The organism is Aeromicrobium changchenzhani, from assembly GCF_057586615.1.
The window spans coordinates 3,031,302-3,051,779 of record NZ_CM172480.1 but is presented as its reverse complement, the minus strand read 5'-3'; the positions used below and the strand labels follow the sequence as shown (position 1 = coordinate 3,051,779).

The window sequence follows — 20,478 nt, the reverse complement described above, 5'->3', positions numbered from 1 at the left end:
TCATGCCATTGAATATCGCCGACCTATTCGAACACGCCGTTGACGTCGTACCCGATCGACCGATCATCCAGATTGACAGCCACAAAGTGACCTACGCCGAAGTGGAAGCGCAGGCCAATCAGTTGGCGCATTTCCTTGCCTCGCGGAGCATCGGCAAGGACGACCACGTTGGAATCTATGCGAAGAACAGCATCGAGCACGTTGTTGCGTTGCTCGCGATCTTCAAGATTCGTGCCGTCGCGATCAACGTCAACTACCGCTATGTCGAACGCGAACTCGACTACCTCATCGACAATTCCGACATGGTCGCACTGTTGCACGATCGGACGTATGCAGATCTCGTCGCCCGCATCGAGCCCAAGCACAAACTGCTCACGACGATCGTGGCGATGCCCGACCCGACGGCTCCCGACAACCAGGCCGACATCACCTCGTACGGGGGAGTCACGTGGGCCGAAGCACTTGACGGACAGAGCGCTGAGCGCGACTTCGAGGAGCGCAGCGGCGATGACCTGTACATCGTCTATACCGGTGGAACCACTGGCTTCCCCAAGGGCGTGATGTGGCGGCATGAGGACTTTTGGCGAGTCCTTTGCGGTGGCATCGACTTCATGACCGGCGAGCGGCTCGAAGAGTACAGCCAATCCCAACAGGCGGCGAACAATGAACCGATGGTCACCTTCCCACTCAGCCCGTTGATGCACGGCGGCGCGCAGGCCGCCCTCTTGATGCACCTCTTTGCCGGGCATCTGACGATTCTCGAGCCGGCATTCGATGCGGTGAAGACCTGGCAGATCATCGATCGTGAGAGGGTCCAGCTGGTGTTTATGACCGGTGACGCGATGGCGCGCCCGCTCATTGAAGCCTATGAAACTGGTCAGTTTGATGGCAGCTCGCTCGTGGCAGTCGCCAGCAGTGCAGCGATCTTCAGCCGGCCGGTGAAGGAGAGCTGGATGAAGGCATTCCCCAATGCCTTCTTCACCGACTCAGTCGGATCATCGGAAACCGGATTCTCCGGCACCGGGCTGCAGGACAGCGAGAACATTCAGGGGCAAGGGCCGGTCATCGCTCTCGGTGCGGAAACCGTCGTGCTGGACGATTTGAACCGAGTCATCGATGCTGCTGATGTTGGCGCTATCGGCAGACTGGCACGTTTCGGCAGCGTGCCGCTTGGTTACTACCGTGACGAGGAGAAGTCGGCACGCACTTTCGTCGACGTCGACGGTGTGCGCTATTCGGTACCCGGCGACATCGCGCGAATCGAAGGTGACGGCAAAGTCACGCTGCTTGGCCGCGGCTCCAACTGCATCAATACTGGTGGCGAAAAGGTCTACTCTGAAGAAGTTGAGATGGCACTCAAGGGCCACCCCGACGTATACGACGCGCTCGTCATCGGCCTCGTCGATGAGCGGTGGGGTCAGCGTGTGTCGGCGGTAATTCAGTCCAGATCGGCGGTGCCACCAACGTTGGAAGAACTTCGGGAGCACCTCCGCCCGCTGCTCTCCAGCTACAAATGGCCCCGCGTAGTTGCGTACGTCGACGAGATCCCACGCACTGTCACGGGCAAGGCGAACTATCCGCTCGCCAAGGAACTCGCCGTCGCGGCTCGTCAAGGCTCCGAGGCCGATGCGAACTGAACTCTGCGAGCGATTCGGGATTGACGTCCCGATCTTCGCATTCACGCCATCTGAGCACGTCGCAGCCGCAGTCTCCAGAGCCGGCGGACTGGGCGTGCTTGGCGCTGTGCGGTTCAATGACGCTGCCGAGCTAGACCGAACTCTGGACTGGCTCGACGAGAATACTGACGGCAAGCCCTATGGCGTCGATGTCGTCATGCCGATGAAGGTGCCGACCGAGGGCAAGGCCGTGGATCTGCAGGCGATGATCCCGCCGGAGCATCTCTCCTTCGTCGAGCGCACCCTGCAACAGCTCGGTGTACCGCCGTTGCCTGAAGGTGAAGGTCGAGATGGTGTGCTGGGTTGGTTGCACTCGGTGGCCCGATCCCACGTCGACGTGGCGCTTAACCACCGACCTGTCCTGATCGCCAACGCGCTGGGTTCGCCGCCGAAGGACGTCATCGACCAAGCCCACGCGGCCGGCGTGCAGGTGGCGGCGTTGGCCGGAGCGGCCAAGCACGCAATGACTCACGTGGCCAACGGTGTCGACATCATCATCGCTCAAGGCTACGAAGCCGGTGGCCACACCGGTGAGATCGCCAGCATGGTTTTGACGCCAGAAATCGTGGACGCGGTTGGTCCCGAGGTCGCGGTACTCGGTGCCGGCGGCATCGGACGCGGTCGTCAGGTGGCGGCATCGCTCGCTCTGGGCGCTCAGGGGGTCTGGACCGGATCGATCTGGTTGACCACCGAGGAGTATCAAAACCTCAGTCGCAATGCGGGTATGACTGAAGCCTTCTTGCGGGCATCCAGTTCCGATACGGTGCGCACCCGGATCTATACCGGCAAACCAGCGCGCTTGCTCAAGACCAAATGGACTCAGGCGTGGGACACCGAAGATGCGCCCGCGCCGCTGCCGATGCCGCTGCAAAATCTGCTCGTGGCCGATGCGCACAACCGGATGAACTCGGCCGGTAACCCAGATGTCATTTCGATGCCGGTCGGCCAGATTGTCGGTTCGATGAACAAGGTTCGCTCCGTCGCCGACGTGATGGCCGATTTGGTCCGTGAGTATGAGGAGACGGTCGCCCGTCTCGTCGGTCTCTAGGCCTGACGCGCCGCTGGACAGAGCACCCGATTCGAAGGCATACTAGAACGTGTTCTAGTTCTGGAGAGGTCGTGACCATCCCGTGTATGACTTCGAGCGCGAGATCCCGCCCAAGCACGGAGCAGCAGGCGTGGATACCCCGGCGCACAACCCGCCCTCACGTCTGCTGGCCGCGCTGGAGTTCCCACGGTTGATCGGCGAGTATGCCGCCTCGCGGACCATTGACACCGTGAGTTGCGAGACCACTGTCGGTGAGGGCCGGCCCGTGCTCGTACTCCCTGGTTTCGCCGCGAACGACTTTATGACCGGACGGTTGCGCACACACCTGCGTCAGCGAGGCTTCCACGTGCACGGGTGGGGACTGGGTCGCAATGTCGGGCTCACCGACGGTTTGGTCGACGGCCTGATCGACCGGTTCGTCGAGGTCGCCGACCGCTATGGCGAGCCAGTGTCAGTCGTGGGCTGGAGCTTCGGTGGGCTGCTGGCCCGCCGCATCGCGCACGAACACCCCGACCAGGTGCGACAGATCATCTGTCTGGGATCACCGTGGAAGGCCGAGGGTGAACGCACCCGCGCGACTGCCATGTTCGAACGCTCTCGAGTCCGCCACGGCCTGTCCGATCGGGCCCGTGACATCGTCGACCAGATCAGGAAGCCGGTGCCGGTCCCGACCACTGCCGTGTGGTCGCGCTCCGACGGAATCACCTCATGGTCCGGCTGTTCAGTGGACGAAGCCACAACCCCCGCGATCGCGGAAAATATCGCGGTCCCCAGCAGCCACGTGGGCATGGTCGCTAATCCGATTAGCCTTGCCGTTGTGGTCAATCGCCTACGGCAGGACCCGGAGGACTGGCACACTTTCAAGTGGCGCCAACTGTTCCCAGGCCTCGCGTCGGGCCGCCAGGACGCACACCGGAAAGCGACCGTATGAACGACATCGACAAGAGGGTTCCCGAATCGATCGGGAAGGTCATGCCGTTTCTGCGCCTCGCGATGAAGACCTATTTCCGCAGCGAGGTTCGCGACATGAGTCGTCTGCCTGACGGCGGTGTGCTCATCGTCTCGAATCACTCGGGCGGTCTGATGCCGATGGATGTGCCCATCATCGTGGTGGGCATCGCCGATGAGTTCGGTCCCGACCGCGCGCTCTACTGCCTGGCCCACGACGTCTTGTTCACGGGTCCGCTCGGCCCGATCATGAGCAAGTACGGGATGGTGCCGGCGACCCGGGAGAATGCCCATGAGTTGCTGACATCCGGAGGAGCCAGCATCGTTTTCCCCGGTGGCGACTACGACTGCCTCCGTCCTCAGAGCAAGGCCAACGTCATCGACTTCGACGGGCGTACGGGATATGTCCGGACGGCGATCGCCGCGGGCGTCCCGATCCTTCCGGTGGTCTCCATCGGTGGCCACGAGGATCAGTTCCACATCACGCGGGGCGACTGGCTGGCTCGCTTCAACCCACTGGGCAAAGCCCTACGGGTGCCCTATCTCCCGATCAGCTTTGGATTTCCGTTCGGGCTGCTCCCAGCCAATCTGCCGTTGCCGACGAAGATCACCACCCAGGTGCTCGAACCGATCGACATCATCGCCGAGTTCGGTCCGGATCCGGAGATCGAGATGGTCGATGCAGAGATCCGTCGCCGCATGCAGGACGCCCTTGACATCCTGGCCAGCGAGCGTCGCTTCCCGGTGCTGGGGTGAAAACGGTTGTGAACGCCTTTCAACGCGGCTGGGCGGCGCTTCTGAAGCAGCTCTGGGTCGCACGAGTTCTCATGGGCAGCCAGATGATCACGCTGCTGCGCCCGGACAAGTACCTCGGGATGGCCAAGGTCATCCGAGAGCAGGGGACGCACACAACCAGCGGATTCGCGTTGGCTGCTGTCCGCGACCCTCATGGCGTCGGTGTGATCGACGAGCGCGGCAGTTTGACCTGGGTCGAGATCCAGCAGCGCGCCGCGTCACTCGGCGCAGGACTCCTGGCCGTGTATGGCGGACCGGTCGAGTCGGTGGCGATCTTGGCTCGCAACCATCGTGGATTCGTCGATGCCCTGCTCGCGACCACCCGTATCGGCTCCCATGCTTTGCTCCTCAACACCGGATTTTCTGGCCAGCAGCTGGCCGATGTGATGGAGCGCGAGGGGGCGCGAGTCATCGTCTTCGACGAGGAGTTCGCTGGGATCGTCGCCGAGGCGTGCGAGCGGCTGGACGACCTCCTCGAGATCCGAGCTTGGACTGACACCGCCACGGACTCAGCAACCACCGATCGCTTGATCGCCGAGCACTGGGACGCTCCTGCTGCGCTGGGGCCGCGACCGGGTCGAGTCGTGCTGCTGACCTCAGGAACCACCGGCACACCCAAAGGGGCGCGTCGCTCGGGTGGCAACCCGAGCGAGCTCGCCGGAATGCTCGATGCCATTCCGTGGCGCGGGGGAGAGGTCGCCGTCGTCGCTGCGCCGATGTTCCATGCGTGGGGCTTCGGGCAGTTGGTGATTGCCGCGACGATGACGTGCACCGTGGTCATGCGCCGTGGATTCAACCCCGAGGCAACGCTGGCGCTGGTCGACGAGCACCGCGCGACTGGGCTCGCTGTTGTGCCCGTGATGCTCGAGCGGATCATGGACCTACCGAGCGAGGCTCTCGATCGCTATTCGCTGCGAAGCTTGCGGTTCGTCTCGGCGAGCGGCTCACGGATGCGACCTGACTCGGTGATCCAGTTCATGGACCGTTTCGGCGATGTGGTGCACAACAGCTACAACGCCACCGAGGCAGGCCAGATCAGCGTTGCTGGGCCAGCGGACCTGCGGCAGGCGCCCGACACCGCCGGTCGCGCCGTCCGGGGTTCTCTCGTCCGGATCATCGATGACGAAGGGCGAGACGTGGCAGCCGGTGAGGTCGGACGGATCGTCGTGTGCGGTTCCTCCCCCTTCGACGGCTACACCTCCGGTCCTGACAAGGAGTTCGTCCAGGATTTCATGGTGACCGGTGACGTCGGCCGGATGGACACCTCCGGACTCTTGTATGTCGTGGGCCGCGACGACGACATGATCGTCAGTGGTGGTGAGAACGTCTACCCGATCGAGGTTGAGAAGGTGCTCGGCGCACATGAGTCGGTGCGGGAGGTCGTCGTCGTGGGCGTCCTTGACGAGGCCTTCGGACAACGACTGGCAGCGTACGTCGTTCGGCGCGACGAGGTGGACTCTGACACCCTCAAGGCGTACGTGCGAGCGCAGCTGGCCAGCTACAAGGTACCTCGTGACGTGGTGTTCCTCGAGACGCTGCCGCGCAACGCGTCCGGCAAAGTGATGGTTCGCGATCTGCCCGGAGTGGACCGATGAGATCTCGCCGTATCCACCCCGCAGTCGAACGCATGGATGGCGGTGACGCAACCTTCCTGTATCTGGAGACGCCGACCGTGCACATGCACACGCTAAAGATCGCGCTATTCGAGTCATCCGAGCACCTCACGTTCGACTCGTTTGTCGCCGGAACACTGTCGCGACTGAAACGGTTGCCGCCGATGCGACGGAGGGTGGTAAAGGTCCCGTTCGGACTCAATCACCCGATGTGGGTGACACAGGAGCGGGTCGACCAGTCGCGGCACATGCACCGCCACCGGGTCCCCGGCGCTGGCACGATGCGCGATCTCGAGGTGCTGATCGGGCGGATCGCCAGCGCACAGCTCGATCGTCGATTCCCGCTGTGGGAGCTGCACTACTGCGAGGGTCTCGATGATGGTCGCGTGGCTGTTGTCGGCAAGATGCACCACGCACTCGCCGACGGGGCAGCGTTCAACGCGCTTCTGGGCAACATTACTGATGTCCGCAGTGTGGTGGGCGCACCAGCGCCCGTCGATGTGTATGAGTCGACCGACCGAATCCCCGGCCGTTTGTGGTTGGTGCGCCGGGCATTGTTTGACGCTTCCATGCAGGTCTTCTCGCTCCCGGCGCTGCTCAAGCGTACGTTCAGGGGCCTCTCGGCGGCTGGCCGCTACCGCCGCGGGCACAGCAACAAGGCTCCCATTCCGGTGCTCGATGCGCCGCGCACGTCCTTCAACGGGTCGCTGACCGCAGACCGTAGCTTCGCCACGGTCACCCTGCCTTTCAGCGAGTTCAAACGCATCCGTACGCAGCATCTGGGCGTCACGATCAATGACCTGGTGCTTGCCGTGGTTTCCGGGGCTCTGCGCCGCTGGCTTGCCGCTCATGATGAACACCCGTCCCAGTCCCTGACCGCGGGCGTTCCGCTCGGCACCGATCCGGTCGGGGCTGACCCACGGTTGGGCGGTAACCGGGTGTCCAACATGTTCACCACATTGGCCACGAACATCGATGATCCGGTCGAACGGCTCCGTCAGATATCTCGCACGGCCGCCACGGCCAAGCAGATCCAGCAGCACATGGGGCTTGACCTGATGAAGGACTGGGGCCAGTTCATCCCGCCCGCCATTTTCCCGAGCCTGGTGCGTGCGTACTCCCGCAGCAACGCTGCCTCATGGCACGCGTCGGCGTTCAATGCGATCGTCTCCAACGTCCCGGGACCGCGTGAGTCAGTCTCGGTCGGTGGGGCGCGCCTTAGCGACGTGTTCAGCGTCGGACCGCTGGCCGAGGGCATCGGCCTCAATGTGACGGTGTGGAGCTATGTAGCCAAGTTGAATTTCTCGCTGCTCGCCTGTACCGACCTACTCCCGGACGTCGAGGTCCTAGCGACGTACTTCCCGGCGGCGCTGGCAGAGCTGGATCTGGAGCCTGCGGCAGTGGACAGCCGAAATGAAGAGCCCGACATCGATGCGAACGGAGCAAGCGCATGAACATGAAACACGTCAGCGCCACCATCGGCACGACCACATTTGCGGCGGCGCGCGCCACGGGCGCCGTGCTGCGGGGGGGAGCGCGTCTCGCTGTGGCTCGGTCCCAGAATCTGCCCGAGACGAACCCGCTTCCCGCTGGGCGAATGGTTCACCTGGAAGATCGCGGGGATGTGTACGTCGTCGACACGGGCGAGCCCTACCCTGGTGCGCCCACCGTGCTCCTGCTGCACGGAATCGCAACGACCGCCTCGTTGTGCTGGTTCACCACAGTTGAGGATCTGGCCTCCGATTACCGCGTCATCCTGATGGACCAACGCTGGCATGGCCGGGGTGTGCGGTCCGACCGTTTCACGCTGTCGGAATGCGCTGACGACACCGCGGCGCTGTTGACGGCTCTGGAGATCGATCAGGCCGTGGTCGTCGGCTACTCGATGGGTGGGGCTTTGGCCCAGGTGCTGGCCCTGCAGCACCCCGATCGGATCGCCGGTCTCGTGCTCTGTTCGACCGCGACGGTCTGGAAGGGCAATGCCGGTGAGGCCATGTTCTATCCGGTGCTCGGCGCCGTCACCGCCATGGGCCGACAGCACGTGTCGTCCAAGGTCAGGATTCACGCCGACTCACTCCCACCGCTGGCAGACATCGAGGATGACGTGGTTCGGTGGGCCTGGTCGGAGTTTCGGGCGACCAGCTTCTGGTCGCTGCCCGAGGTGCTGGGCGAGCTGGGTCGCTTCGACGTGCGCGATCAGATCACCTCGATCACCGCTCCGACTGCGGTGATCGTGACCTGCAAGGACAAGGTGATCGCCCCAGTGCGCCAGTACGAGATGGCGGCGACGATCCCAGGCGCCAAGGCCTTCAGGGCGCCGGGCGGACACGCGTCGATCGTGCTGGATTCGGCCAACTGGCGTCCGGTGCTGCTCGAGGCGCTGGCCCACGTCACCGGCGTCAAGACTGCTGCCTGATGTCAACCACAGGCGAACAGTAGGTTCTGCGCATGCGAGTACTCATCACCGGCGGCACCGGGTTCGTCGGCGGCTGGACAGCCAAGGCAATCCAGGATGCCGGTCACCAGGTTCGATTCCTTGTTCGCGATTCGGGCCGCCTGCAGACGAGCGTGGCGACCTTGGGCGTCGATGTCTCTGATTATGTGGTCGGGGACATCACCGACAAGGAGTCGGTGACCAAAGCCCTGAGTGGCTGCGATGCGCTGGTCCACGCGGCCGCCGTCGTCACCACCGACCCGAGTTGGGCGGAGGAGATGATCGAGATCAACCTCACCGGCACGACCAACGTGCTGGGGCAGGCTGTCGAGATGGGGCTCGACCCGATCATCCACGTCTCGAGTATCACCGCGATCTTCAACCGAGGGCTGACCGAGTTCCGGGCTGACCTTGAGGTCGGGGGCGGCAGCGACGGTTACGGCCAATCGAAGGCCAAGGTCGAGCGCTATGCTCGCGATCTCCAGGAGTCGGGAGCGCCGGTCGTGATCACCTACCCGAGCATGGTCCTCGGGCCGCCCGTGGGCACGCAGTTCGGTGAGGCCGCTGACGGCATTGAATCCGTGCTGAAGATCAGGGTGATCCCTGGCCGAAGCGCCGCGTGGACCATCGTCGATGTGCGCGACCTCGCAGCCCTCCACGTTGCACTGCTTACGCCCGGGATGGGCCCCCGCCGCTACATGAGCGGAGGGGACCGACTGATGGTGCGACCGCTGGCTGCCATGCTCACCGAGATCTCCGGCACGCGACTTGTGTACATGCCAGTCCCGGACCGCGTCCTCCGTCTGGTGGGAAAGGTTGCTGACCGGCTCCGACCGGTGCTGCCTGCTGCGGCGAAGGACGTCACCGCTGCCGGGATGCAGTACTTCACGCAGATGCCGCCGTCGGACGACAGTCCCAGCGTTCGCGAGCTCGGCGTGATCTACCGTCCGGTTCGCGAGACTCTCGCCGCGACCGTCGAGGGTCTGCGTGGCGCAGGGCGCGCCTAGAGGTAGCGGGTACCGCGTTCCTCGCGCGTCCAGGTGACGTCGCTGATCCCGGCGGCGCTGAGTTCGCGGTGGAGCACTTTGTGAGTCGCGGTTCGGGGGAGCCCCTCAACCAGCCGGACGTAACGCGGTCGCGCCTTCGGCGACAGGTCTCGCTGCTGGTCGAGGAATCGCTCAAACTCGTCTGGCCAGTTGCCGAGGTGATGGTCGATCTGATCGACGAGTATGAGGCGACCATCGCACGGCCCGCCAGCCTTTAACGGTCGAGGTGCAGCCGATTTCCTCAGCTTTCCGCGAAGGAAAGCTGAGGAAGTGTGTCCGAGTTCCTTTCATGACACGGTCTTGCAGAACTGATCGAATCAATCGTCAGGACCAGGCACGCACGTAGTCGATCGACATGGTTGCCGGTATCGGCGTCTCGGCGGTTAGGTCGTTGTCCTGAGAACCGAGGGCTTGCGTGAAGGCCATGATGTAACGCTTGTTGAAAGCGGCGTTGCCCGATGTGTTGACCAAACAGGAGTTCCCATTGACGAAGATCTCGAGTCGATCCGGGCTCCACTCCATCGTGTAGGTGTTGTATTCCCCGCGATCGGCTCGGCAATTCCAAGTTGTGTTCATATTTGCTCCGGTGAGAATCGAACCGAGCGAGTCCAGGCTGGTGTGCAGGAATGGAACGACTAGATCGGCGTGATTCGAATAGGTCTCAGCGACGTCGATCTCACCATTCGTCGGCCACTCACCGTGGCCTTCGGGATAGCGGTCGTCGGGCCACAGCCAAAACGCCTCGTGGAGGCCTGGGGCTGTGGTCGCCGTGGTCTTGACCCGGGCCTCGAAACGACCGTGTTTCTGCGACCACTTGTGGAAGGTCGTCACCATGCCAGACGTGTAAGCGGTGACGACGTTGTCGTGTCCGGCGCATGGCTTCGGCTCGCCCTTGAGCAGGGTGAGGTGGAGACTGCCGTCCGAGACCGAGACGTTTTCGGGCGAGTCGACGTAGCAGGCCAGTTCGTTGGTGCCGGTGCCGAAAAGCTCTTGGGTGGCCCACTTGGTGCGGTCGAGAGTCGTGCCGGTGAAGTCGTCGGCGAAGGAACATGTCCAAGCTTGTCCGTTGGCCTTCAGCATCGTTGCGCCGCATGCCCTGGGGTCGGGTACGGCGGCCGTGTTGACTGACCAGATCTTGCTCGCTTGGCTTGCCAGGTCGGTCGCGCTGGGCCGGTAGCGGACAACTACGGGGACCTCGCCGCCCGGACGAGACCCGAGGTCGAAACTGGCTTTGCCGTCGGTCAGGCTGAAAAAACGACTGTGCTTGCCGTCGATCCACATGTCGACGAGATTGGTCGGAGTCTTGTTCTCAGCGGTGACCTGGATCGTGCCAGTGCCGTCAGGGAGAATCGTCAGCTTTGTGGTCGTGGGGACCTGGTCGGCGGTAATCACTGACCAGCTTTCGATGGCGTCGCTGGTTGTGGTGGTGCTGTTGGCTCGGTAGCGGACGTAGATCTGGTGGTCACCCCCTGGTAGAGAGCCCAGGTTGATGTCGGTTTTGCCGTCAACCAGGGTGTAGGCCTTCTGCCACACGCTGTCGATCCACATATCGACATAGTTGGTGGGGGTGGTGCCCTCGGCGGTGACTGTGACGGTGCCGGTGCCGTCGGGGTTCAGTTTCAGTGTGGTGGTGGTGGGCGCCGCGACGGTTCCGGGGGCGGTCCATGTGGTGATGGCGTCGCTGGTTGTGGTGGTGCTGTTGGCTCGGTAGCGGACGTAGATCTGGTGGTCGCCGTGTGGCTGGGTGCCCAGGTTGATGTCGGTTTTGCCGTCAACCAGGGTGTAGGCCTTCTGCCACACGCTGTCGATCCACATATCGACATAGTTGGTGGGGGTGGTGCCCTCGGCGGTGACTGTGACGGTGCCGGTGCCGTCGGGGTTCAGTTTCAGTGTGGTGGTGGTGGGCGCCGCGACGGTTCCGGGGGCGGTCCATGTGGTGATGGCGTCGCTGGTTGTGGTGGTGCTGTTGGCTCGGTAGCGGACGTAGATCTGGTGGTCGCCGTGTGGCTGGGTGCCCAGGTTGATGTCGGTTTTGCCGTCAACCAGGGTGTAGGCCTTCTGCCACACGCTGTCGATCCACATATCGACATAGTTGGTGGGGGTGGTGCCCTCGGCGGTGACTGTGACGGTGCCGGTGCCGTCGGGGTTCAGTTTCAGTGTGGTGGTGGTGGGCGCCGCGACGGTTCCGGGGGCGGTCCATGTGGTGATGGCGTCGCTGGTTGTGGTGGTGCTGTTGGCTCGGTAGCGGACGTAGATCTGGTGGTCGCCGTGTGGCTGGGTGCCCAGGTTGATGTCGGTTTTGCCGTCAACCAGGGTGTAGGCCTTCTGCCACACGCTGTCGATCCACATATCGACATAGTTGGTGGGGGTGGTGCCCTCGGCGGTGACTGTGACGGTGCCGGTGCCGTCGGGGTTCAGTTTCAGTGTGGTGGTGGTGGGCGCCGCGACGGTTCCGGGGGCGGTCCATGTGGTGATGGCGTCGCTGGTTGTGGTGGTGCTGTTGGCTCGGTAGCGGACGTAGATCTGGTGGTCGCCGTGTGGCTGGGTGCCCAGGTTGATGTCGGTTTTGCCGTCAACCAGGGTGTAGGCCTTCTGCCACACGCTGTCGATCCACATATCGACATAGTTGGTGGGGGTGGTGCCCTCGGCGGTGACTGTGACGGTGCCGGTGCCGTCGGGGTTCAGTTTCAGTGTGGTGGTGGTGGGCGCCGGATCGCCCGACGATGCCATACTCGGCGCGCTGGACGCTCCCAACATCGCGACAATGACCACCGACGCAGCCATAACACTAATAACCATACGGCCGACTCCCCGGCGCGCAGATCCATTCAACATGAACTTTCCCTCATCCCTGGGTACCCCGTGATGAGACGATAGCGGTCGACAGGGTCATCAAGCGACAAACGTGGGCGAGCGGATAGCTAAGCGCATATCGAGGCTCTAGAGGTAGCGGGTACCGCGTTCCTCGCGCGTCCAGGTGACGTCGCTGATCCCGGCGGCGCTGAGTTCGCGGTGGAGCACCTTGTGAGTCGCGGTTCGGGGGAGCCCCTCAACCAGCCGGACGTAACGCGGTCGCGCCTTCGACGACAGATCCTGCTGCTGGTCAAGGAAGCGCTCAAACTCGTCTGGCGCGAGGTCACCACGTAGGACCAGCGCGGCTGCTATCTGGTCGCCGGCGCGGTCGTCAGGTACCGCGTAGACAGCAACTTGCTCGATCGACGGGTGCCGCAGCAGTATCTGTTCGATTGGGGCGCACGCCAGATTCTCGCCGTCGACACGAAGCCAAGCGGCCGTTCGGCCGGCAAAGTAGGCCCAACCATCGGCGTCACGGTAGGCGAGGTCGCCGGACCAATACATGCCATCGCGCATCCGCTCAGCGGTTGCCTCGGGATCGTTGTAGTAGCCCGCAAACTGACCAGTCCCGGTGGTGTTCACCAATTCGCCTACGCATGCGTCGAGGTTGACCACCTGGCCGTTCGGGGCGAACTCCGCGCGCGGACATTCAAGACCGGTTGCCGGATCGTGCACGGCGACCCCCGCCGCCGGCTCACCGAGCGCGCCCGGCGGCGTTCCGGGCACCTTACTAACGATGACTGCGTTTTCGGTTGAACCAAATCCATCGACCACACGACAGCCGAAACGCTCGCTGAAGGCACGAATGTCGCGGTCTCCGGCCTCATTCCCGAAGACAAGACGCAGCGGGCTATCGGCGTCGTCGGGGCGCTCGGGAGTGGCCAAGATGTACGTCAGCGGCTTGCCGACGTAGGAGGCGTACGTTGCGCCGAACTGACGTACATCGGCAAGAAACGCGGAGGCAGAGAATTTCTCGCGCAACGCCACCGTCGCGCCGGTTGCGAGCGCGGGCGCCCAACCGGCCATGACGGCATTTGAGTGGAACAGTGGCATCGCAATGTAGTGGATGTCATCGGACGTGAGACCCAGTCGGTCGGTGAGGTACGCGCCGGGATAGGTCACCTTCTCGTGGGTGATCCGTACGGCTTTGGGACGGCCACCCGTGCCCGAGGTGAAGATCAACATAAACAGCGAATCATCGGTCGGCGCGGCTTCCGGTACGGCACCGGGAACCAGTCGCTCGCGCCATGCCGTGCTATCGGTGTCGATCAACTGGATGCCCTGCAGGTCGAGTCCATCAAGCAGGTGGCGTTGTGTCGCATCGGTCAGTAGGAGCTGGACGTCGGCGCGATGCAGATCGGCTACCAAGGCTTCACCCCGACGGGTGTTGTTGATACCGACCGCGACATGGCCGCCCAATCCGGCGGCGTTCAGCGCCAAGAACATCTCGGCAGTGTTATCCATCAAGAGGCCCACATGCGGCGGGCGTTGGGGGTCGAGCAATTCAGCGATCGCAGCAGCCCGCGCTGATGCATCGGCTACGAGTTCGCGCCACGTCCAGGAACGTTCGTGGGTCAGCAGCGCCGGTGTGTCCTGCGCGGCGCGGGCGAGGAGGAGATTGCGTATTGTCACACTGCCTCGGCTGCGAGCAGCCGGCCAAGACGCAACGCCTGCTCGGTCGCGCCGCCGTATTCGAAGTCGTATCTCGTGGCCGCAGTGAAGTAACGGTGGGCCTCCCCATCGAGGTCGATACCAACACCGCCGTGGATGTGTATCGCGGTGTGCGCGATTCGATGGCCGGTATCTGCGGCCCACAATTTGGCGGTGGCGATGGCCTCGGCGGCGGGTAGATTCTCGGCGAGCCGCCAGGCTGCCTGCCAGACCGTGAGCGCCAGGAACCGCGTGTCGATGTAGCCATCTGCCAGCCGCTGCGAAACGGCTTGGAATGTGCCGATTGGGCGACCAAACTGTTCACGAGTCTTCGCATACGCCGCGGTGAGCGCAACAGCGCCCTCGGTGACTCCAAGCTGAAGTGCGCAGGTAGCGACGGTCAGTAAATCCACCAACCGCCCGGCGTTGGCCTCGCCAATACGTCGGTCAGCCGCGACTCGGGCACCGTCGAAGTCGATGAGGCCAGCGACATCGCCGTCGCTCAGATTTTGCTCATGGATGACGACGCCATGCGTGTCAGCGTCCACGAGGAATACTGCGGCTCCGGAGGTTGTCATGGCGGTCACCAGGAATGCGGTCGCAATGGTCGCAGCCGGAACGAGGTACTTTCTCCCAGTCAGGACGAACTCATCGCCATCTTCGGCCGCTGTCGTCGTGGGATTCATCGGAGCGTGTTCGTGTTCTTCGGCAACCGCGCAGGACAACACAGTTGCGCCGTCATCGGACGCGAATGAGCGGCGTTGCTGATCACTGCTGCCATGCTCGGCGATGAAGAGACGAGCGACCGAGTCCGTGCCCAACGGGACCGGAGCGACGGTCCGGCCTACCTCGACGAGCACGCGACATAGCTCGAGAAATCCCAGCCCTGCGCCGTCGTATGCCTCGGGCGTGGTGAGGGTGAGCAGCCCTGCATCACTCAGGGCGCGCCACAGCACCGGATCGAATCGATTGCCGGCGGCTTCTACCTCGGCCAGCCGCGCGGGCACGGCGTGATCCTTGAGGATCGTTGCGGCTAGAGCCGCGGCATCGTCGGCCTCAGCAGAAAAAATGAAGTCCATGGGTTCGCTCCTCAGCAGTTCGGTGATTCAGCGCTTCGCGGCCGGCAAACCGAGGCCGACGTAGCCGATGATGTCCCGTTGGATCTCGTTCGTACCGCCGCCGAAGGTCATCACAAGTGACGACCGGAAGTAGCGCTCGAGTCGACCGGCGAGCACGGCGCCAGCCGATCCGGCCGCGACGCCAGCAGCGGGGCCGACGATCTCCTTCAGCACGCGGTAGACCTCGATAGCCAGTTCCGATCCGTAGACCTTGATGGCGGAGGCGTCGGCCGGCGAGAGCGTGTCGATTTCGGTGGCCAACTTCCAGCCCATCAAAGTCAGCGCCTCGGTGCGCGCCTGTGCGCGGCCGAGCAGGATTTGCACCCACTCCTGATCAATCACGCGGCTGCCGTTCACGCCCTTGGTCTGCCGCGCCCAGTCTGTGACGAGTTCGATCGAGTGCACCAGGGGCGCCGATGACGTAAGCGCCACGCGCTCTCGGTTGAGCTGGCTCGTCATTAAGGCCCAACCGCCGCCACGTCCGCCGATCAAATTCTCGGCTGGGACACGAACATCGTCGTAATAGGTGGCGCTCGTGCCGACGCTGGCAACAGTGTGCACAGGCGTGTAGGAGAAGCCCTTGGCCTCGGCCGGGACCAAGATCATTGACAAGCCCTTGTGGCGGGGCAGGTCCGGATCGGTGCGGCAAGCCATCCAAAGCCAGTCGGCGTATTGGATCAGGGAGGTCCACATCTTCTGACCGTTGATGACCCACTCGCCGGTGGATTCGTCGAGTTCGGCCCGGGTGCGCAATGACGCCAGATCGGTGCCCGAACTAGGTTCGGAGTAGCCGATTGAGAAGTGCAGCTCGCCGGCAACGATCCGCGGAAGGAAATATTCCTTCTGTGCTTCGGTGCCATAGCGCATGATCGTCGGGCCGACAGTGTTCAGCGTGAGGTACGGGATTGGCACCCCCGCGACGGCTGCGACGTTGGTGAAGATCAGCTCGTCAACCATCGAGCGATCTTGGCCGCCCCACTCCTTCGGCCAACCCATACCCAGCCAACCATCGGTGCCGAGTTGGCGGATGACGTCCTTGTAGACGGTCACGTCACCGAATTCGCCCGATGAGGCAGCAAGAGCAGCACGACGTTCGGGCGTGACCAGCTCGGAAAAATAGCCGCGCAACTCGTCCTGAAGGCGGAGTTGGTCGGGTGTCAATGCGACGTACATGTGATAAAACTATAACGTGTTCTCGTTTTGGTCTACCAAGGCCCGCACACTGGGAGGCAAAAGTGACTGAATTCTCTCGCGCATTGGATGCAGGTTCGGTTCCGGCGCGGTTCGCTAGGGGCTGGCATTGCCTCGGTCTTGAGCGTTTTCTCGCCGACGGAAAGCCACACGAGGTATACGCATTCGGCGGCAAACTGGTGGTGTGGAGTAACTCCCAAGGCGACCTCAACGTGCTCGACGGTTATTGCCGGCACATGGGTGGTGACCTGACTCAAGGCACGGTCAAGGGTGATGAGATCGCCTGCCCGTTCCATGACTGGCGCTGGGGCGGCGATGGCAAATGCAAGGCGATTCCGTATGCCCGACGCGTGCCACTACGAGCTCGGACCCAGCACTACGAAAGCGTCGTCCGCAACGGACAGTTGTTGATTTGGCACGACCCTGAGGGTGCGCCAGCCGATATGGATGCGCTGCCGCCCGAACTCGAAGGCGTGGGAACCGATCGTTACACCGAATGGACCTGGAACGTTATCGAAGTGGACAACGCGCACTGCCGAGAAATTATCGACAATGTCGTGGACATGGCCCACTTTTTCTACATTCATTTTGCCTTCCCCACGAACTTCCGCAACGTGTTCGAGGACGATAAAGCCACCCAGTTCATGGAATCGACCGGCCGACCGGACATGAAGGCGGAGGGTTACGGCGACGAGAACCTGATCCTCAAATCGGAAGCGACCTATTACGGACCGTCGTACATGGTGAACTGGCTTGACACCGACTACAAGGGCTTCGTCACGAAGATCATCTTGATCAACTGCCACGTGCCGACCGGACCGAACTCCTTTAATCTGCAGTTCGGGTTGTGTGTGGAGAAGCCAGCTGGTGTCGATGATGCGACCGCGAATTACATCGCCGAAAAGTATGTTGAGTCCTTCTCCGCCGGGTTCCAGCAGGACGTCGCCATTTGGCAGAACAAAGCGCCGGTGCAGAATCCGTTGCTCTGCGAGGAGGATGGCCCGGTTTACCAGCTCCGCCGCTGGTACGAGCAGTTCTATGTCGACAAGGCTGATATCACCGACGAGATGATCGAGCGTTTCGAATTTGAAGTGGACACCACCAAGGCGAACGAAAACTGGCGGGCCGAGGTCGCGGAGAATCTTGCCCGCAAGGCTGCCGAGGATCAGCAGGCCGAAGCGGTCGATGTCTGATGGCCTATATCGTTCCCTCCGATCCGGAAACACTGGCAGACCGGGTGCTCTACACCCGCGGCCAGTTGGCGGAGGTGACGTGCACGCAATGCCACGTACGAGTCGAAGTGCGTAAGAACAGCGAGCACCACACGTCGATCCAGTGGACCCGCGAGGCCGTTCAAGGCTGTGCAACATTTGCCGGCCTCGACCGGCTGGAGGGCGGGCGCCCGGTCCATTCAGGCTGTCCGTCGATTTCGAACTCGATCGACGAAGCGGTGCGCAGCGGAACCGTCCCGATCGGGTCGAGCGATGAGTGACGATTCGTTCGAGTTGACCGTGCTCGAGGTGATCGAGGAGACCAGCGATGCGCGGTCGGTCGTTCTTGACCCGGGTGAGCATCGCGAACATTTTAGTTATGTTCCCGGACAGTTCCTCACGGTGTCTATTCCCAGCGACCTGACCGGCCAAGTGGCACGAAGTTATTCGCTCTCCTCAACACCGATCGACGACGGCCCGCTCACGATCACGGTGAAGCGCACACTCGATGGCTATGCGTCCCGATGGATCTGCGACCAGCTCCGTCCGGGCGCCAGGCTCCGCGTGCTGCCGCCCAGCGGGATATTCACACCGAAGGATCTCAACGCCGATTTGCTGCTTTTCGCTGGCGGCAGCGGCATCACGCCAGTGATCTCGATCATCCGCACCTGCTTGGTTCGCGGTTCGGGCCGGATCGTCCTCTTTTATGCCAACCGCGACGAACAATCGGTGATCTTCCGCACCGCGTTGGCCGAGCTTGCGGCTGCCCACCCCGATCGGTTGCAGGTGGTGCATTGGCTTGAATCGGTTCAAGGTCTGCCCACCCAGGATCAACTTCTTGCCTTCGCTGCTGAATACTCAGAACGAGACGCCTTTGTTTGCGGACCGGGCCCGTTCATGGCAGCAACGATCGCCGCGCTTAAGCAGCTCGGGTTCCCACGGGAACGTCGCCATCAGGAGAAGTTTGTTTCCCTCGGCGGCAACCCATTCGACGTCGGCGCACCACTAATCGAGGCTGTGCCGGTCGACGGCGACGCCGCCGATGAAACGCCGTCCAGTGAGCCGGTTCAGTTGCAGGTCGAACTCGACGGCGTGGACTACGAATTCGACGACTGGAAGTCAGGCACGACTCTTCTTGAGCACCTTGAAAGTAAGGGTGTGAAAGCGCCGTATTCGTGCCGTGAGGGTGAGTGCTCTGCGTGCGCGGTACGTCTGCTGGAAGGCGAAGTGGCTATGCGTGTCAATGATGTGCTCGATGCGGAAGACTTGGCCGACGGCATCCGTCTCGCTTGCCAGAGTGACCCCGTGACCCAGAAGGTGCGGGTGACGTACTCGTGACGGCCAACGTCGGTGTCGAGGCCGTGAGTTCTTGGTCGGACGAGGTCGACGTGCTTGTCATCGGTGCCGGTATGGCCGGCGTTGCGGCCGCGATCGAGGCAGCGCGAGCCGGCGCGAGAGTGCTTGTTCTCGACCGTGGCGGGCGCCTGTCATGCACCAGTGCGATGGCTGGCGGCCATTTCTATCTCGGAGGCGGCACACCCGTTCAGCAGGCGGCCGGCTTCGATGACACCTCTGCCGAGATGGCGAAGTACCTCACGGCCGTGTCGCCGACCTGCGACTCGGAGAAGATTCGTCTCTATAGCGACGACAGCGTCGAGCACTTCGGTTGGCTCGAGGCGCTGGGATTTGAGTTTGAGCGGTCCTACTACGCAACGAAAGCGGTCATTCAGCCGGGCACCGAAGGTGTGATGTTCAGCGGCAACGAGAAGCTCTGGCCATTTTGCGAAATCGCCGTTCCTGCGCCGCGCGGACATAAGCCGCCGATGGCCGGCGACATTGGCGGCGCCTCGCTGGTGCTTGACCTTGCGCTGAAATGTTTGGACGAGTTGGGCGTCGAGGTTCGTTACGACACCGGTGCAACCGCGCTTGTGACCGAACAGACTGAGCAGGACGGTGTGGGGGTCGTCGGTGCGAGCTGGCGGCGGTTCAGTGAAACTGGCTTCGTGCGCGCGGACGCAGTGGTGATCGCCGCTGGTGGCTTCGTGATGAATCCCGACATGGTGCACGAGTTCGCGCCTGCGCTCGAAGCACTGCTGGCTCGGGGGATGGCACTTGGCAACACCTACGACGACGGCCTAGGCATTCGCCTTGGCGAATCAGTTGGCGGTTTTGCTGAGCACATGGACGGCGCTTTCCTGACCGCGCCATTTTATCCGCCGGGTGATTTGGTCAAGGGAATTTGCGTGAACAACCGCGGGGAACGCTTCGTCGCCGAGGACTCCTACCATTCGCGGACCTCGGCATTCGTTTTTGACCAGCCCGAACAAAAGGCTTGGTTGATCCTCGACTCGACACATATGGCCGAGCCGGCATACGGCCTGCAGCCACTTGTCGATGGCTGGGACACCATCGCCGAGATGGAAGTCGGGCTGGGATTGCCGGATGGCTCGCTGGCGCAGACTCTGGCTGACTACAACACGGCCGCGCGCGAGGATGTGGATCCCGTGTTCCGCAAGGCCTCGGAGTGGGTAGAACCGCTCGACCAACCACCGTACGGTGCCTACGACCTGACGCCTGGCAAATGCTTCTATTCAGGGTTCACCTGCGGCGGCCTGCGGGTCGATCACAACGGCCGGGTGCTGCGCGAGAATCAAGCGGTCGTCGACGGGCTCTATGCCGCCGGTGCGTGTGCCTCCAATATCGCCGTTGACGGCCGTGGCTATGCCTCAGGCACCCAATTGGGAGAGGCGTCGTACTTCGGTCGACGCGCTGGCCGCCACGCAGCGATGAAGACTTTCGAGAACGTAACGGAGCCTGCGCTGGGTCGTTACTCTACTGAGATCGGTCGGTAGGACGAATGGTCTGCGCGCTTTGTAATAGGTATTGCCATTTCGG

At 62.8% G+C, this 20,478-nt stretch carries 17 protein-coding genes; 13 read left to right on the top strand and 4 right to left on the bottom strand.

What is annotated here, in order from left to right; genetic code table 11:
- The first annotated feature begins 2 nt into the window (after window positions 1-2).
- From AC2YB9_RS15415 to AC2YB9_RS15375, 9 genes are all read left to right on the top strand, one after another.
- The gene (locus AC2YB9_RS15415; RefSeq protein ID WP_487266241.1) at window positions 3-1,637 is read left to right on the top strand and encodes an acyl-CoA synthetase; all 1,635 of its coding nucleotides are present in this window, start codon (window positions 3-5) and stop codon (window positions 1,635-1,637) included.
- The gene (locus tag AC2YB9_RS15410; protein ID WP_487266240.1) at window positions 1,627-2,724 is read left to right on the top strand and encodes an NAD(P)H-dependent flavin oxidoreductase; all 1,098 of its coding nucleotides are present in this window, start codon (window positions 1,627-1,629) and stop codon (window positions 2,722-2,724) included. Before AC2YB9_RS15415 ends, AC2YB9_RS15410 begins: the two co-directional genes overlap by 11 nt.
- Before the next feature lie 82 nt (window positions 2,725-2,806).
- On the top strand, window positions 2,807-3,655 hold the full coding sequence (locus AC2YB9_RS15405) for an alpha/beta fold hydrolase (RefSeq protein ID WP_487266239.1): 849 nt from the start codon (window positions 2,807-2,809) through the stop codon (window positions 3,653-3,655).
- Window positions 3,652-4,428, top strand: coding sequence for a 1-acyl-sn-glycerol-3-phosphate acyltransferase (locus AC2YB9_RS15400; protein ID WP_487266238.1), 777 nt, complete (start codon window positions 3,652-3,654; stop codon window positions 4,426-4,428). The genes AC2YB9_RS15405 and AC2YB9_RS15400 overlap by 4 nt, the downstream gene beginning before the upstream one ends.
- A gap of 8 nt (window positions 4,429-4,436) precedes the next feature.
- Window positions 4,437-6,062, top strand: coding sequence for an AMP-binding protein (locus tag AC2YB9_RS15395; RefSeq protein ID WP_487266237.1), 1,626 nt, complete (start codon window positions 4,437-4,439; stop codon window positions 6,060-6,062).
- The gene (locus AC2YB9_RS15390) at window positions 6,059-7,534 is read left to right on the top strand and encodes a WS/DGAT/MGAT family O-acyltransferase (protein ID WP_487266236.1); all 1,476 of its coding nucleotides are present in this window, start codon (window positions 6,059-6,061) and stop codon (window positions 7,532-7,534) included. Before AC2YB9_RS15395 ends, AC2YB9_RS15390 begins: the two co-directional genes overlap by 4 nt.
- Entirely contained in the window at window positions 7,531-8,496 is a 966-nt protein-coding gene (locus AC2YB9_RS15385; protein ID WP_487266235.1) for an alpha/beta fold hydrolase, read from the top strand. The genes AC2YB9_RS15390 and AC2YB9_RS15385 overlap by 4 nt, the downstream gene beginning before the upstream one ends.
- A 32-nt stretch (window positions 8,497-8,528) precedes the next feature.
- The gene (locus AC2YB9_RS15380) at window positions 8,529-9,521 is read left to right on the top strand and encodes an SDR family NAD(P)-dependent oxidoreductase (RefSeq protein ID WP_487266234.1); all 993 of its coding nucleotides are present in this window, start codon (window positions 8,529-8,531) and stop codon (window positions 9,519-9,521) included.
- Window positions 9,522-9,601: 80 nt separating this feature from the next.
- Window positions 9,602-9,778: a hypothetical protein gene (locus tag AC2YB9_RS15375; RefSeq protein WP_487266233.1), complete on the top strand. Its 177-nt coding sequence runs from the start codon at window positions 9,602-9,604 to the stop codon at window positions 9,776-9,778.
- 106 nt (window positions 9,779-9,884) lie between these two features.
- On the opposite strand, the gene AC2YB9_RS15370 is transcribed toward AC2YB9_RS15375, so the two are convergent.
- The 4 genes from AC2YB9_RS15370 to AC2YB9_RS15355 all read right to left on the bottom strand — a co-directional run bounded on the left by AC2YB9_RS15370 (window position 9,885) and on the right by AC2YB9_RS15355 (window position 16,354).
- The gene (locus AC2YB9_RS15370) at window positions 9,885-12,359 is read right to left on the bottom strand and encodes a glycoside hydrolase family 16 protein (RefSeq protein WP_487266232.1); all 2,475 of its coding nucleotides are present in this window, start codon (window positions 12,357-12,359) and stop codon (window positions 9,885-9,887) included.
- Window positions 12,360-12,500: 141 nt separating this feature from the next.
- Window positions 12,501-14,045: an AMP-binding protein gene (locus AC2YB9_RS15365; protein ID WP_487266231.1), complete on the bottom strand. Its 1,545-nt coding sequence runs from the start codon at window positions 14,043-14,045 to the stop codon at window positions 12,501-12,503.
- Entirely contained in the window at window positions 14,042-15,142 is a 1,101-nt protein-coding gene (locus tag AC2YB9_RS15360) for an acyl-CoA dehydrogenase family protein (RefSeq protein WP_487266230.1), read from the bottom strand. The genes AC2YB9_RS15365 and AC2YB9_RS15360 overlap by 4 nt, the downstream gene beginning before the upstream one ends.
- 27 nt (window positions 15,143-15,169) lie before the next feature.
- Window positions 15,170-16,354 (bottom strand): acyl-CoA dehydrogenase family protein, encoded by a 1,185-nt coding sequence (locus AC2YB9_RS15355; protein WP_487266229.1) that lies wholly within the window; start codon window positions 16,352-16,354, stop codon window positions 15,170-15,172.
- Between the two features lie 62 nt (window positions 16,355-16,416).
- On the opposite strand from AC2YB9_RS15355, the gene AC2YB9_RS15350 reads away from it, so the two are divergent.
- From AC2YB9_RS15350 to AC2YB9_RS15335, 4 genes are read left to right on the top strand one after another with little or no spacing between them, the layout of a single operon-like run.
- On the top strand, window positions 16,417-17,565 hold the full coding sequence (locus AC2YB9_RS15350) for a 3-ketosteroid-9-alpha-monooxygenase, oxygenase component (RefSeq protein WP_487266228.1): 1,149 nt from the start codon (window positions 16,417-16,419) through the stop codon (window positions 17,563-17,565).
- Entirely contained in the window at window positions 17,565-17,864 is a 300-nt protein-coding gene (locus tag AC2YB9_RS15345) for a hypothetical protein (protein ID WP_487266227.1), read from the top strand. The genes AC2YB9_RS15350 and AC2YB9_RS15345 overlap by 1 nt, the downstream gene beginning before the upstream one ends.
- The gene (locus AC2YB9_RS15340) at window positions 17,857-18,921 is read left to right on the top strand and encodes a 2Fe-2S iron-sulfur cluster-binding protein (RefSeq protein ID WP_487266226.1); all 1,065 of its coding nucleotides are present in this window, start codon (window positions 17,857-17,859) and stop codon (window positions 18,919-18,921) included. Before AC2YB9_RS15345 ends, AC2YB9_RS15340 begins: the two co-directional genes overlap by 8 nt.
- Window positions 18,918-20,435, top strand: coding sequence for an FAD-binding protein (locus AC2YB9_RS15335; RefSeq protein ID WP_487266225.1), 1,518 nt, complete (start codon window positions 18,918-18,920; stop codon window positions 20,433-20,435). Before AC2YB9_RS15340 ends, AC2YB9_RS15335 begins: the two co-directional genes overlap by 4 nt.
- Window positions 20,436-20,478 lie beyond the last annotated feature (43 nt).